Genomic DNA, 14,355 nt, shown 5'->3' with positions numbered 1-14,355 from the left:
TCGTGCAGGCAGGTGTCGCTTCAAGTGCCTCTGAGCGAAGAGCCATTGCCCGGCGGCTGCGTCCGGTCCAGCTCCACCCAGGCGGACTCCGGCGGCTCCTCGCTGCCCGCCAGTCCGTGCTTCAACGCGTACATCAGCAGGTCCATGCGGTTGATCAGATTGAGCTTCTGGTAGATGTTGCTCAGGTGGTTATGCACCGTGTGTTCGCTGATGCCCAGGCGCTCGGCGATGCTCATGTACTTGGCTGACGGGTCCTCGACGATGGCGCTGATCAGCTCGCGCTCGCGCAGCGTCAGCCGCGCCTGCTTGGCCTGCTCGTGGTTGCACTTGAGCGGTACATGCCCACTGGCGGCGTAGCCGGAAAGCCCACCCGCCCAGGCGCGGTCCAGGCCGATATCGCGATGGTGGACATTGACGATCGCCTGGATGATCGACTCGGTCGGGTCTTCCGCCAGCACGATGCCCCGCGCCCCCGCCTCTATCGCCTGGGCGACCGGGACTGCCTCGTACAGCCCCTTGAGCACCAGCACTTTCATCTGCGCGCTGCGGGTCAATTCGCCGACCACCTCCAGCGGGTTCAGGGCATCGGGAAAGAAGCTGAAGAAGATCACGTCGGGGCGTTGCTGGTCGGCCAGGTCCAGGGCATAGGTGTAGGTCGTGGCCTGACCGCTGACCTCCATGCGTGGCTTCCTGGCATTGATCAGGTCGTGAAGACCGATCAGAACAAGCGGGCGGCAATCGATCAGCATCACCCGTATCGGCTTTCTGTGGTCAGACATGGCTGGCTGACCCCCTCTGCATAAGGATTCGCGCGCTCCAGCCCATCGGTGTTGTTCTCACCGGGCCACAGCGATTAGAAGCAAGACGCAAGCGGCGAAAGGTTCTCGCGGTGCCAGCCCCGGAGCTGGCGGACAGGGACTTCTTTGGCGCGGGCATTACCTCCGCGCACCCGGCCAAAGGCGGCTTTCCCGGGCCGGGAAATGCCTTCGCGGCGGCATGAATACGAATATCTACCAACCAGTTGCACATGATGCTGTGCTCCCTCGTCCGGTCACCTGAGTCTAGGTCAGGCCGCTTCGCTACCCGTCTTGCCACCCGTCGACCAGCGGTTCGATTTCGCGGCGAACGGTCGTGCCGCTCGTCCCTGGCGACACGCTCCACACCCGGAAAATCAAAAGCTTGGAAACGCCCGCGACACTCGCTAAGCAGCTGCCGATCACAGCCCGGCTCGTCAATTAAACGACGAGTGGCTTGGGAGAAATCACGATAAGCACAATCTCGTCAAAATCTCGTCAATCCGGCACTTTGCGGGAGCCATACACACGCAAAGACGACCGGCAGCGGGGATTCTGCTGGCCGCGCACGGGCAGACGCCGGAGTTGCGAGGGCGCTCGCGCGCCCTCCAAGAGGAGATCAGGGACGCGGGAAATCCTGGCTGCCGCCGCCGGCACTGAGCCAGCTATTCACACTCTGCACACTCTCGATCGGCGGCTTGCCCGCCCAGCGGTTGAGGGTGAAGACATTGCTGAGGAACTCGTACTGGGTCTTGAGCAGGTCGCGCCGGGCGCGGAATTCGTTGCGCACCGCGGCCAGTACATCCACCGCATTGACCATGCCGTAGCCGAGCGCCTTCTCCGCCGACTCCCGCGACTTGTGCGCCGAGACCAGGGCCAGGCGATTGGCCTGGATCTTCTCGCCGTTGGAATTGGCCGTGAGGTAGGCGCTGGTGATCTCCTTGACCACCCGCCGGCGGATTTCCTCCAGTTGCTCCTCGGCCACCAGCTGATCCTGGTACAGCCCGCGCACCCGCGCCGAAGTGGAGCCGCCGCTGTAGATCGGTACCTGCAGGCCGACGCCGGCGACATAGCTGTCGGTGCGCGGCGCCAGGGAGTTGTTGTAGCCCTCGTTGGTCTGCTGCGCGCTGAGGTTCAGGCTCAGGGTCGGGTAGTGCCCGCCCTTGCCGCTGCGCAGTGCCGCCTCCGCTGCCGCGACGCCACTCTCCCGTGCCTTGAGCGCCGGGTTGAGGGCAATGCCGTCGCGCACCCAGTTCTCCAGACTCTGCTCCGAGGCCTGCAGGCGCACGTCATCACGGACCCGGCTGAGCCGCTCCTTCACCGGCCGGCCGACGATCTCGGTGAGTGCTTCGCGACTGATGATCGCCTGGTTGCGCGCCTCCAGTTCCTGCGCCGCGAGCAGGTCCACCCGCGCCTGCAGGTCGAGCTGGTCGGTCACCAGGGCCAGTTGCTTGGCGTACAGCGCATTGACCCGGTCGAGGCTTTCCTGGGTGGTGCGGCGCTCGGCAATCACCAGCTCCAGCTCGTCCTCGGCGGCCAGTGCAGTGAAGTAGCGCCGCGCCAGTTCCACCGTGGCCTCGGCCTGGGCATCCAGCGCCTCGGATTCGGACTGCAGGGCCATGCTCTTGAACTTCTGGTAGTTCTCCCAGGCCGCCTTGTTGTAGAGGTACTGGCGCAGCACCAGGCTGTAGTTCTCGCTGTCGTAGCTCTCGTCGATCAGGTCATTGCGCTGGTGGATCTGGTTGGTCCCGGCGTTGACCGACAGCTGCGGCAGCAGCACGCCCATGGCCTCGCGCTGGTACTCCTTGCCCGCCTGCGCATGGGCGTAGGAAGCCAGTATCTGCGGGTCCTCCAGCCGCGCCTCGTGGTACAGGTGCAGCAGGTCGGTGGCGTCATCGGCGACACTGACTCCAGCGGGCGCCACCGTAGAGGTCTGCGCCAGAGCGGCTCCCGCCGCCAGCATCAACGCCCCCGCCAGCACAAAGGAAGATGCAGCCATGGTCATTCCTCGATCATCGATTGGGAAAGGGCGTTGCGCGCCGGCTGCATCAGGTACTGCAACAGGGTGCGTTGCCCGGTGATGATCAGCACGTCCGCCGGCATGCCCGGCAGCAACTTGCGTTCGCCCAGCGCACGGGCACCTTTCTCGGTGACCCGCACCCGCGTCAGGTAGTAGGCGGCGTTGGTCTTCTCACTGACCAGACGATCCGCCGAGACGTTGATCACCTCGCCCTCGATGACCGGAGTGGTCGCGCTGTTGAAGGCGCTGAAGCGAATGTCCGCGCGCTTGCCGATGGCCACGCGGTCGATGTCCACCGGCGGCACCTGGGCCTCGATCACCAGCTCGGACACCGAGGGCACGATGTCCAGCAGCGGCGTAGCCGGTCGCACCACGCCGCCCACGGTGTGCACCGTCATGCCGATCACCATGCCCGCGTCAGGCGCGCGAATGACGATGCGGCCCAGGCGGTCCTGCAGGGACGAGCTCTTCTCCTGCAAGTCGTAGATGCGCGTCTGCACCTCGGCCAGTTGCTTGGCGACCTCGGCGCTGAAGTCCTTGTCGATCTGCAGGATCTGCAGCTGCGTTTCGTTGATCTGCAGGCGCGTGCGGTTGATGGTGGAGCGGTGATCGGCGACTTCCGCACGGATCATCTCCAGCTTGCGCTGCTGCTCGAGCAGGCGCTGCTTGTCGACGTAACCCTGCTTGAGCAGGTCGGACAGCTCGCCGATCTCGCCGCTGTAGGAATTCGCCAGCTGGGCCTTGGCGCCGATCATCGATTGCAGCCCGTCGATCTGCTGGTTCAGCTGGCCGATGCGCTCGCGCAGCACGGAAATCTGGCCCTGCCGCGAGCCCTGGCGGGCGTTGAATACCTGCGTCTCGCTCTGCCGCGCCTCTACACCGCGGGGGCTGGCCAGATCGCCAACACCGTCGAAATCGATCGCGGTCTGCGCATCGCGTTCGGCCTTCAGCCGCGCCTCCATGGCCTCGGCGGCGATCAGCTGGCTGCGCGTCATGTCGAACTCGAAACGCAGCTGCGCGTCGTCGAGCACGATCAGCGGGGCATCGCGTTTGACGATGTCACCGTCGTGCACCAGCACCTCCTTGACGATGCCGCCTTCAGGGTGCTGCACCGTCTTGCGGTAAGCCTGCACGGTCACCACCCCCGGCGCGTAGACCGCGCCGTCCAGCGGTGCGAATGCTGCCCAGGTGCCGAACAGCCCGAATGTCACCGCGACGATGGCCAGCCCCACGCGGCGGACCTTGAGGTCCGACACAGGCAGGTCGGCAAAGCTCTCAATGGGGTGACTGGGCATCGGCGTCATCCTTGTGGGTATCCACCGGAGCGATGCTCGCGCCCGCCGGCATGGGCCGTTGCTGCACCTGTGGCTGCTGCCTGGCGGTGAGTTCAGCCAGCACCTGATCGCGGGGGCCGTAGAGCGTGACGGTGCCGTCGTTCATCAGCATCAACCGGTCCAGCTGGGAAACGAGGTTGGTGCGATGGGTGATGACGAACACGGTCGCGCCGCTCAGTTTGAGCTGGTGGATGGCGGCCGCCAGGGCGCGATCACCGACGTCGTCGAGATTGGAGTTGGGTTCGTCGAGCACGATCAGCCGCGGGCTGCCATACAGCGCGCGGGCCAGACCGATGCGCTGGCGCTGTCCGCCCGAGAGCATCAGCCCTTCGCTGCCGATGACGGTGTCGTAGCCATCGGGCAGCAGCAGGATCATCTCGTGGACGCCGGCGATCTTCGCCGCCTGGATGACCTTCTCCGAATCCAGCTCGGTGAAGCGGGCGATGTTCTCGCCCACGGTACCCTCGAACAGCTCGATGTCCTGGGGCAGGTAGCCGATGTGCGGGCCGAGGTCGTGCTTGTTCCAGGTACTGATGTCCGCGCCGTCCAGGCGGACGACGCCATGCAGCGGCGGCCAGACGCCCATCAGCGCCCGCACCAGGGTCGACTTCCCCGCCGCACTCGGGCCGATGATGCCCACCACGCAACCGGCGGGCACGCTGAAGCTGATGTTCTTGATGATCGGCGTCATCGAGCCGGGCGCCGCGACGACCAGATTCTCCACCTGGATATGTCCTTGCGGTGCCGGCAGCGGCATGCGCTCGGGTTGCGCCTGCAGTTTTTCGAGGATGTCGTTGAGCCGGTTGTACTGCGAGCGGGCCGAGATGAAGCCCTTCCAGCTGCCGATGATCAGGTCCAGCGGCGCCAGCGCCCGGCCGAGCAGAACGGCACCGGCGAACACCATGCCCGGTCCCACCTGGTGATCCACGGCCAGGTAGGCGCCCAGCCCCAGCACCAGCGACTGCACCAGCAGGCGGAAGGTGCGGGAAATAGTGCTGATGATCGCGCCCTTGTCGCTGGCCAGGGACTGCAGCAACAGCACGCCGCGCTGCCGCGCGCCCCAGCGGTCCATCAGGGTTTCCAGCATGCCCATGGACTCGATGACTTCGGCATTGCGCAGGTTCTTGGTGGTGTGCAGCGTCGCCGCGATGTGCTCCTTGTTGGCCTGCGCCAGGGCTGACGCGGTGAGCTTCTCATTGATGATGGCGAGCACCAGCAGCAACACCACGCTGCCCACCGCCACCCAGCCCAGCCAGGGGTGGAAGAGAAACATCACGGCGATGTAGATGGGCAGCCAGGGGGCATCGAAGAAGGCGAACAGACCACTGCCGGCGAGGAACTGGCGCAGGCCGGTCAGGTCGTTGAGTGGCTGCGCTGAGGTGTCCATCCCGCCGCTATGCAGCGCACGTTTGAAGCTGGCCTTGTAGACCTGGCGGCTGAGCAGCACATCGAGCCTGGTGCTGACCCGCACCAGAATGCGCGAACGGACCCATTCCAGGGAGCCGAGGGTGATCACCAGCAAGGTCATGATCAGCGTCAGCATGGTCAGCGTGGTCAGGCTGCCACTGGTGATCACCCGTCCGTAGACCTGCAGCATGTAGAAGGTCGGGACGAGCATCAGCGCGTTGATGAACAGGCTGAAGAATCCCACGAACAGGAAACTCTCGCGGCAGGCCTGCAGCGCGCTTCGAAGGCTTTCTTCAGGAGTACTTCGCATGGAAACCTCTGCTCGAGAGGCCAACCTGAGTGGAGCTTAGATCAGGCCAATTGCCGCTGTGCGGCCAATGGCCATGCCACCTGCGGCACGGAGCGAAGTCCGTGAAAAACTCGTGAAAAATCTGCGCACTCAGCGCGTTCGAGCGATCCGTGGCAGCTCATTCGAACCGCTCTACGGCGGCCCCTGGCACCAAATGAGACTGGTTCCGCCGAAACCCTGAAAAATCCGATCACCGGCTTGAGCAAACAAAAAAAGCCCGCGGTGAGGCGGGCTTTCTGCGTAGCGGTAGTTTGTCCGGATCAGCGCTCGGAAGCCTCGGCCTGAGCGTCCTCCTTGCCCGGGAACAGCAGGCTGGCAAGTATGCCCAGCGCCAGGACCACCAGCACCACGATCAGGCTGGTATTGGCATCGATGCTGATACCGTGGTGGAACAGATGGTCAGTGGCATTCAGGCCCAGCTTGGCGGCGATGAAGAACAGCAGAACCACCACGGCCTTCTCCAGGTGCACCAGGTAGCGCTTGAGCGCTTCCAGCACGAAGTACAGCGTGCGCAGGCCGAGGATGGCGAACAGCATGGCCGAGTAGACGATCAGCGGCTCGCGGCTGACGGCGATCACCGCCGGTACCGAGTCGAAGGCGAACAGCACGTCCGACACCTCGACCACCACCAGGCAGAGGAACATCGGCGTGGCGAACAGCGCGCCCTTGGCGGCCAAGCTGATGCCCTTGTTCTCCGGCTTTAGCACTTCGCTTTCGAGCTGCTTGCGCCCCACGAAGAAGCGGCCACCCAGCAGCTTCGGCCAGACCGGGAACAACTTGCTGGCGAAGCGGTAGGCCAGGTGCTGGGAATAGTCCTCCTCCTCGTCCTCATCGTTGCCGCCCTTGAGCATCATCACGCCGGTCCAGGCGACGATGACGGCGAACAGGATTTCCACCCAGGGGCCGAAGGCCAGCAGACCGGTGCCGATGGCCACGAAGATGGCGCGGAACACGATGGCGCCGATGATGCCCCAGTACAGCACCCGGTGGCGCAGACCGTCCGGCATCTTGAACCAGGCGAAGATGGCGATGAACACGAACAGGTTGTCGACGCTCAGCACCTTCTCCAGCGCGTAACCGGTGAGGAACAGGCTGGCCACCTGGGCCCCGTGCTGGATATAGAGGAAGCCGGCGAAGCCCAGGGAAATCGCGACCCAGAAGATCGACCAGCCCACGGCTCCCGCCAGGGAGATGGGCTTGTTGTCCCGGTGGGTCGCCATGTCCAGCAGGAGGGCAACCAGGGCCAGCCCGATGAAAACCGCCATTGTCAGTGGGGGAAAACCTATATGTGTCTGTTCCACGATTGCAGCTCTCGAAAAAGGAATGTCGATCGGATCAGGCGGCCGGGCGCGTCGGGCCGGATGTGCGCCGCCAGCGGGGATGGAAGGCCCGCCAATGCGGGTCCTGGGCGGCTCGCAGCAGGGCGTGGTCACCCTGGGTATCGCCCCAGGCGCGTAGCCGGTAATCCGTGAGGGGGCCGTACTTCGCCTGCAGGCGCAGCACCTTGTTCTCGGCCCGGCAGTTGCCGCCAACGATGCGGCCGGTGAGGCGGCCATCGACGACTTCCAGCTCAGTGCCGATCAGCCGGACGCCCAGGCGCTCGGCGAAGGGCCGCAGCACCAGTGCCGGTGACGCCGAGCAAAGGGTCACTTGCGCCCCTGACTCAAGCTCGGTGGCCACACCGCGCAACCCTTCCGGACGCAGCAGATAGCCCCAGATGAAGCGGCAGTACGCTTGCGCGCGATCCGACAGCCATTTCGCCTCGATGCCCCGCAGGAACACCGCAATCAGGCGGGCCTTGAGTTCATCGCGACTGACTCGCCGAACAAGGAATGCCAGGCTTGGCAGCATCAGGGCGGGCAGGCGCCGCAGGCATCCGAGCGTGCCGAAAGCGAACCAGAGGAACGGCAGAAAGCTGTCGTGGCGGGTCAGCGTGCCGTCGAAATCGAAAACCGACAGGACACTGCCCGCGCTCGGCGGACACTCGCGGCGGCCTGATTCCAGGCGATTCAGCAACTCCACCATTCGCTCAGCAACCTCACCAGGGCGACCAGGAATTCCCGCTCATATCGCCGCCAGGCGGCACGAACGGGGCCCGCTCCATCGCGGGGCGATCGAGCGCAGGCATTCTCGGGCGCCCATCCGGGCCGACAAACGGGATTTCCCTCAGGGGTGCGTCGGAATCTTCTTTAATGCAGGCGCGCGATGGGTTTCGCGCGGATAAGGCGCAGCCGGTTCGGGGTTCAACGGCGTGTATCGCGACGGGAGCGTGGCGGACGGACGCCGGGGAGTACGGGCTGGAGCGTCCCGATCATGGCGGCGGGACGCTTTTTCAGCGCACAAACGAAAACGCCGCCCTGATGGGCGGCGTTTCGATTCTGGAGCGGGAAACGAGACTCGAACTCGCGACCCCGACCTTGGCAAGGTCGTGCTCTACCAACTGAGCTATTCCCGCATCAACCTGCTGTAACCTTCAGCTTTCGCCGGAGGTTAACGAAAACGCCGTCCTGATGGACGGCGTTTCGATTTTGGAGCGGGAAACGAGACTCGAACTCGCGACCCCGACCTTGGCAAGGTCGTGCTCTACCAACTGAGCTATTCCCGCAGCAACTTGTTGCAACCTTCAGCTTTCGCCGAAGGGTAACGCCATTTCATCTTTCGGTCACCGCCGTGGCGATGATCGAGAATCTGGAGCGGGAAACGAGACTCGAACTCGCGACCCCGACCTTGGCAAGGTCGTGCTCTACCAACTGAGCTATTCCCGCAATGGCGTCCCCTAGGGGACTCGAACCCCTGTTACCGCCGTGAAAGGGCGGTGTCCTAGGCCACTAGACGAAGGGGACGCGGCCCGGAACTTAACATCTTTCCGACTTCGCCGTTCTGGCAGTTCTGCGTTTCGCGTCGAAGTGGCGCGCATTCTAGGGACGCTTTGTTAGGTCGTCAACCCTCCAGAGAAATATTTTTTAAATCAAAGACTTCTGAGTAAAAACTGAGCTGCCGCTATCAGCAGTATCACTAAGACATTACACTCGCGGAAAAACATCCGGAGCACTCCACGGTGTCGCCAATCGTCATTACGGTCCTGGTTCTCGTCGGTATCGCCCTGCTGGTCGCCATCGGCTACATCAATCACCTGGTGGAAAACCGCAAGCTGGAGCAGGCGCGCCTGAAGGCTGATCTGTCCGACCGCTGCCGGCGCTGCGCCGATGTTTCCGAGTCCCTGCCCGGCCAGTTCATGTCGCCGGCATTGAAGCTGCTGCTCAGCGGCTTCGAGCTGAACCTCAGCGAACGCCTGCTGGCCGTCGATAAACAGAACGCCGCGCTGAAACAGCGCATGGACGAGCTGCGCGGCCTGGTCGCCAAGGGCGAAGCCATCCCGGTGAAGAACGCGCCGCAGCCGATCCTCACCGAGGCCAAGGCCAAGGACGTGCGCTTCCTCTTCGAAGCACTGCATGCCCAGCTCACCCGTTGCGCCCAGGACAACATGCTGCCGCGCGCCGAGGCACAGAAGTGGGTGAAGGAAATCCGCCACCTGCTCACCCTCCTCCATATAGAGTTCTTCGGTAACCTCGGCCAGCAGGCGCTGCAGCAGGGCCAACCGCGCCAGGCACGCCTGGCCTTCGAGCGCGGCGCGCAGTACCTGCAGAAGCAGCCGGAGATCGGCCGCTACCAGGCGCAGCTCAAGCAGATGGAAGCCCAGCTGGCCCACGCCAACGCCCTGGTGCTGGAAACCTCCCAGCCCGCCCCGGATGAACCGAGCGAGCTGGGCGACGGCCTCAAGGCGCTGGACGAAGACGATATCTGGAAGAAGAAGAACCTTTACGACTGATCCATCGTCGAATCAGAACCCCGGCAACCTTCGCCCCAGGAGCCTTGCATGAGCCTCGTCGTCTTCGGCGCCCCGCTGTCCCCCTTCGTCCGCAAAGTCCGCCTGTTCGCCGCCGAAAAAGGCTTCGACTACCAGCTGGAGAACGTCAACCCGTTCAACCAGCCGGACTGGTACCGCGAACTGAACCCGCTGCGCCGCGTGCCGGCGATCCGCGACGGAGACTTCACCCTCGCCGACTCCAGCGTCATCTGCCACTACCTGGAAGACCGCGACCCGCAGCGCACCCCGCTGTGCGGCACAAGCGCCGAATCCCGCGCGCGGATCAACTGGCTGGAAAAATACGCCGACTACGAGCTGGCACCGCTGACTACCTTCACCGTGTTCCGCAACCGTCTGCTCAAGCCACTGATGGGCAAGGTCTGCGATGAAGTGGCGGTAAAAGGCGCCATGCAGGAGAAGCTCCCGGAGCACTTCGATTACCTGGAGAAGTGCCTGGGCGAACAGCAGTGGTTCGTCGATGACCGCTTCAGCCTCGCCGACATCGCCATCGCCTGCCAGCTGGTGAACCTGCGTCACGGCGAGGAAGAACTGGACGCCCAGCGCTGGCCGAAGCTGGCCGCGCACTTCGAGCGCACCCTGGCCCGCCCTGCCCTGGCCGAGATCGTCCAGGGCGAGCTGCAGATCATCGCCAAGATCATGGCCAAGCGCTGAAGCGGCGCCGGCCATGAAAAAGCCCCGCCTAAGCGGGGCTTTTTGTTATCGGCGAACCATCAGCAGTCGGAAAGGCGCAGGAAAATCTCCACCAGGCGCTCGATACCGGCCTGATCCTCTGCACTGAAACGGCCGACCGACGGGCTGTCCAGGTCCAGCACGCCGATCAGGCGACCGTCCTTCACCAGCGGCACCACGAGCTCGCTGTTGGAGGCGCTGTCGCAGGCGATGTGGCCGGGGAAGGCATGCACGTCTTCCACACGCTGGGTTTCACGGGTACGTGCCGCAGCGCCGCACACGCCCTTGCTGAACGGAATGCGCACGCAGGCGACCTTGCCCTGGAACGGGCCAAGCACCAGCTCTTCTTTGCGGTTCAGGTAGAAGCCGGCCCAGTTCAGGTCCGGCAACTCATTGAACAGGAACGCGGAAAACTGCGAGGCGTTGGCAATGAAGTCGCGCTCATCGGCGAACAGCGACTCCGCCTGGGCGGCCAGCAGCGCGTAGCCGCCAAGGCCGGCGCCGGCCTGTTGCAGATCGATCATGGGGTGTCTCCTTCCAGCAATTGTCGGCCCACCCAGTAGCGGGCGAATTGATAGGCACAGCGGCCATTACGGTTGCCGCGTCCGAGCGCCCAGCGGATGGCTTCCTTCTCCAGTTCCTCGTCCCAGGCCCAGGCGGCGAGCCCGGACTTCTGCGCGAGCACCTCAATCCAGTGGCGCACCACACTGAGGAAGTGCTCCTGGGTGAAGGGATAGAAGGACAACCACAGGCCGAAGCGGTCGGACAGGGCGATCTTGTCTTCGACGGCTTCGTTGGGGTGCAACTCGCCGTCGACCATCTTCCAGTTCTCGTTGTCGCTCTGTTTTTCCGATACCAGATGGCGCCGGTTCGAAGTGGCGTAGAGCAGCACGTTGTCCGGGGCCTGCTCCAGCGAGCCGTCGAGTACGCTCTTGAGGACACGGAAATCGCCCTCGCCCGCATCGAACGACAGGTCGTCGCAGAACAGCACGAAGCGCTGCGGCAGCCCCTGGATCAGCTCGACCACGCGCGGCAGGTCGGCCAGGTGATCGCGCTCGATCTCGATCAGGCGCAGCCCCTCGCCGGCCAGTTCCGCCAGCAGCGCGCGCACCAGTGAGGATTTGCCGGTGCCGCGGGCGCCCCACAGCAACGCGTGGTTGGCCGGCTGGCCGGCCACGAATTGCCGCGTGTTGCGCGCCAGTTGCTCGCGCTGCCGGTCGACACCCAGCAGGTCGGCCAGGCGCAGGTCGAGGCTGACCTTCAGCGGCTGCAGGTAGCCGCTGCGGCCGTCACGGTGCCAGCGCGCCGCCAGGCTGTGCTGCCAATCCACTGTTTCGCGGACCGCGGGCAGCAACGGTTCCAGGCGCGCCATCAGCGTTTCGGCGCGGGCGAGAAAATCGTTCAGACGGGAATCCACGTGAGTCTCCAGGCTCTACAGGGGAAAATCTCCGGGCGCATGCTCGGGAATTTCTTCGCCTTCGGGCTATCCCGACAGACGGTTCCGATGGGCTATGCTACGCCGCAGGAAAGCTTCTGCGAGGCGACGCTCCGCAACCATGGATATTGCGCTCACACATCGCCTCTCGTTCAAGCAGGCCAGCCTGACGGTGCTGGTGGCGTTCATCCTGGGCACCTTGCTCAGCCTCATCCAGGTAGGCGTCGATTATGCCAGCCAGGACGCCTCCATCAACCGCGAAGTGCGCGCCCTGCTGGACGTCAGCCACAACCCCGCCGCGCGCATTGCCTACAACATCGACGCCGAGCTGGCCCAGGAACTGGTCGTGGGCCTGCTGCGTTCGCCCGCGGTGATCCGCGCCGAGATCATCGACAACGCCAACGTGCCCCTGGCCAGCGCCGACCGGCCGCCGGCCCAAAGCCACCTGCGCGGCCTCAGCGACTTCCTCTTCGGCGAGCAGCGCTCCTACGAGGAACCGCTGTTCGTCGAGCACGCACCGGCAGAATCCCTCGGCGTGCTGCGCCTGGAGATCGACACCTTCGTCTTCGGCAACGACTTCCTGCGCCGCGCCGGGATGACCTTCCTCTCCGGCTTCGTGCGCAGCCTGATGCTCTCGCTGATCCTGCTGGTGCTCTTCTATGCGTTGCTGACCAAGCCGCTGGTGAGCCTGATCGACGCCCTCTCCCGCCACGACCCGCGCTCACCCTCGCGCCTGCGTCTGCCTTGCCCGCGCGGGCACGAGCGCGACGAGATCGGCGTGCTGGTGGAGGTCACCAACCGCCAGCTCAATCGCATCTCGGTGGAGATGGAACAGCGCCGCGAAGCCGAAGACCGCCTGACCCAGTACCTGGAAGAACTGGAAAGCATCGTCGCCGCGCGTACCGCTGAACTGAAGGCGGCCAACGCACGCCTGACGCTGTCCAACCAGGAACTGGAACAGGCGCGGCAGACCGCCCTGGCCATGGCCCAGGCGCGCGGCAACTTCCTGGCCAACATGAGCCACGAGATCCGCACCCCGCTCAACGGCCTGCTGGGCATGCTCGGCCTGGCGCTGGATGGCCCGCTGACCGCCGAACAGCACCAGCAGCTGTCCATCGCCCATGACTCGGGCAAGGTACTGGTGGAACTGCTCAACGACGTGCTCGACCTCTCCAAGTTCGAGGCCGGCCAACTGCAGCTGGAGCAGATTCCCTTCGACCTCGGCACCCTGGTGGAAGACACCGCCAGCCTGCTGTCGCAGAACGCCGGCCCTGCCGTGGAGCTCACCTGCCTGATCAGCCCGCAACTGCCGGCGCAACTCTCCGGCGACCCGACGCGGGTGCGCCAGGTGGTCAGCAACCTGCTGTCCAACGCCCTCAAGTTCACCCGCTTCGGCCGCGTCGACGTGCGCGTCGAGCCGCTGGGAGCCGAATCCCTGCAGCAAGGCGTCCGCATCAGCGTGCGCGACACCGGCATCGGCGTGGCGCCCGAGGCCTTGCAGAAGATATTCCAGCCCTTCACCCAGGCTGACGCCGGCATCGCCCGCCAGTACGGCGGCACCGGGCTGGGCCTGGCACTGACGCGCAAGCTCTGCGAGGCAATGAAGGGCGAGCTTAGCGTCACTTCCGAGCCGGGCCTGGGCAGCGAATTCATCGTCACCCTGCCCCTGCAGACTTTGGAGCCGGCGCAACCGCTGGCGAAGCTTAGCGGCAAGCTCATCGTGCAATGTGCCGCCAGCAGCGGGCTCGCCGCGCTGCTGCAGAACTGGCTGGCAGAATGGGGTGTGGACTACCAGCGCCTGGACATCGACGAAAGCCTCGCCGGCGTGGAGCTGGACGCACTGCTCTCGGACTGCCCGGATTGCCTCGTCGTGCTGCGCCAGAACGTCGCCAAGCCGGTGCTGTTGGTCACGGCCTACGGCAACTTCCTCGAACCCGAACTGGCACAGCGCCTCGCCCCGCTGCGGCAGTTGGCGCGACCAATGTCCCGCGCGGTGCTCTACCAGGCGCTGAAACAGGCCTTCGAGCACCAGCCGCCACCCTCATCCAAGGCGACTGGCGCCACCTCACAGGAGCAGTTCTCCGCCCGCGTGCTGCTGGTGGAAGACAACCCCGTCAACCAGTTGGTCGCACGCGGCCTGCTGCAGAAGCTGGGCTGCCAGGTGGGCATCGCGATCAACGGCGAGGAGGCGCTGAAGCAGCTCGAGGGTGCCGAGTTCGACCTGGTGCTGATGGATTGCAACATGCCGGTGATGGACGGCTACCAGGCCACCCGCGAAATCCGCGAGAGTGGCCGCTGGCCGGACTTGCCGGTAGTTGCCCTGACCGCCAACGCCCTGCCGGAGGAGCGCGAACGCTGCCGCGCTGCCGGCATGGACGACTACCTGGCCAAGCCCTTCCACCGCGACGAGCTGGCGGCCATTCTCGAACGCTGGGCCGGGCCACAGCCGCGCGGCTGA

General features: G+C 64.9%; 11 protein-coding genes and 4 tRNA genes. 3 read left to right on the top strand and 12 right to left on the bottom strand.

Going from position 1 to position 14,355, the window contains the following annotated elements; genetic code table 11:
* Positions 1-20: 20 nt before the first annotated feature.
* The 10 genes from IB273_RS14390 to IB273_RS14345 all read right to left on the bottom strand — a co-directional run bounded on the left by IB273_RS14390 (position 21) and on the right by IB273_RS14345 (position 8,747).
* Positions 21-779, bottom strand: a complete 759-nt coding sequence (locus IB273_RS14390; protein ID WP_081518613.1) for a LuxR C-terminal-related transcriptional regulator — start codon at positions 777-779, stop codon at positions 21-23.
* Positions 780-1,413: 634 nt separating this feature from the next.
* A complete protein-coding gene (locus tag IB273_RS14385; protein ID WP_192224333.1) occupies positions 1,414-2,793 on the bottom strand; it encodes a TolC family protein in 1,380 nt (459 codons plus the stop codon).
* A 2-nt stretch (positions 2,794-2,795) separates the two neighbouring features.
* Complete coding sequence (locus IB273_RS14380) at positions 2,796-4,109, bottom strand: HlyD family type I secretion periplasmic adaptor subunit (protein ID WP_192224332.1); 1,314 nt, start codon at positions 4,107-4,109, stop codon at positions 2,796-2,798.
* A complete protein-coding gene (locus IB273_RS14375; protein WP_192224331.1) occupies positions 4,090-5,865 on the bottom strand; it encodes a type I secretion system permease/ATPase in 1,776 nt (591 codons plus the stop codon). The genes IB273_RS14380 and IB273_RS14375 overlap by 20 nt, the downstream gene beginning before the upstream one ends.
* Before the next feature lie 299 nt (positions 5,866-6,164).
* Positions 6,165-7,205 (bottom strand): TerC/Alx family metal homeostasis membrane protein, encoded by a 1,041-nt coding sequence (locus IB273_RS14370; protein ID WP_081518617.1) that lies wholly within the window; start codon positions 7,203-7,205, stop codon positions 6,165-6,167.
* A 34-nt stretch (positions 7,206-7,239) separates the two neighbouring features.
* Complete coding sequence (locus IB273_RS14365) at positions 7,240-7,929, bottom strand: HAD-IB family phosphatase (RefSeq protein WP_192224330.1); 690 nt, start codon at positions 7,927-7,929, stop codon at positions 7,240-7,242.
* Positions 7,930-8,283: 354 nt separating this feature from the next.
* Positions 8,284-8,359 (bottom strand) — tRNA-Gly (locus IB273_RS14360).
* A gap of 74 nt (positions 8,360-8,433) precedes the next feature.
* Positions 8,434-8,509, bottom strand: a tRNA-Gly gene (locus IB273_RS14355).
* Between the two features lie 84 nt (positions 8,510-8,593).
* Positions 8,594-8,669, bottom strand: a tRNA-Gly gene (locus IB273_RS14350).
* Positions 8,670-8,671: 2 nt separating this feature from the next.
* A tRNA-Glu gene (locus IB273_RS14345) sits at positions 8,672-8,747 on the bottom strand.
* 215 nt (positions 8,748-8,962) lie between these two features.
* Between IB273_RS14345 and IB273_RS14340 the strand changes: the two genes are divergently transcribed.
* Together IB273_RS14340 and IB273_RS14335 are read left to right on the top strand one after the other, a co-directional pair.
* Entirely contained in the window at positions 8,963-9,733 is a 771-nt protein-coding gene (locus IB273_RS14340) for a hypothetical protein (protein ID WP_081518619.1), read from the top strand.
* 48 nt (positions 9,734-9,781) lie between these two features.
* A complete protein-coding gene (locus IB273_RS14335; RefSeq protein ID WP_081518620.1) occupies positions 9,782-10,444 on the top strand; it encodes a glutathione S-transferase family protein in 663 nt (220 codons plus the stop codon).
* A gap of 59 nt (positions 10,445-10,503) precedes the next feature.
* Here IB273_RS14335 and IB273_RS14330 read toward each other — a convergent pair whose 3' ends face one another.
* Positions 10,504-10,986 carry a GAF domain-containing protein gene (locus tag IB273_RS14330; protein ID WP_192224329.1) on the bottom strand — a complete coding sequence of 161 codons (483 nt, stop codon included), beginning with the start codon at positions 10,984-10,986 and terminating at the stop codon, positions 10,504-10,506.
* Positions 10,983-11,879 carry an ATP-binding protein gene (locus tag IB273_RS14325; protein ID WP_081518622.1) on the bottom strand — a complete coding sequence of 299 codons (897 nt, stop codon included), beginning with the start codon at positions 11,877-11,879 and terminating at the stop codon, positions 10,983-10,985. The genes IB273_RS14330 and IB273_RS14325 overlap by 4 nt, the downstream gene beginning before the upstream one ends.
* Before the next feature lie 94 nt (positions 11,880-11,973).
* On the opposite strand from IB273_RS14325, the gene IB273_RS14320 reads away from it, so the two are divergent.
* Positions 11,974-14,355, top strand: a complete 2,382-nt coding sequence (locus IB273_RS14320; RefSeq protein ID WP_412548076.1) for an ATP-binding protein — start codon at positions 11,974-11,976, stop codon at positions 14,353-14,355.

It is taken from the genome of Pseudomonas sp. PDM19 (genome assembly GCF_014852215.1).
Taxonomy (GTDB): domain Bacteria; phylum Pseudomonadota; class Gammaproteobacteria; order Pseudomonadales; family Pseudomonadaceae; genus Pseudomonas.
The sequence above is the reverse complement of the archived record's forward strand: the minus strand, read 5'-3'. Positions and strand labels throughout refer to the sequence as shown.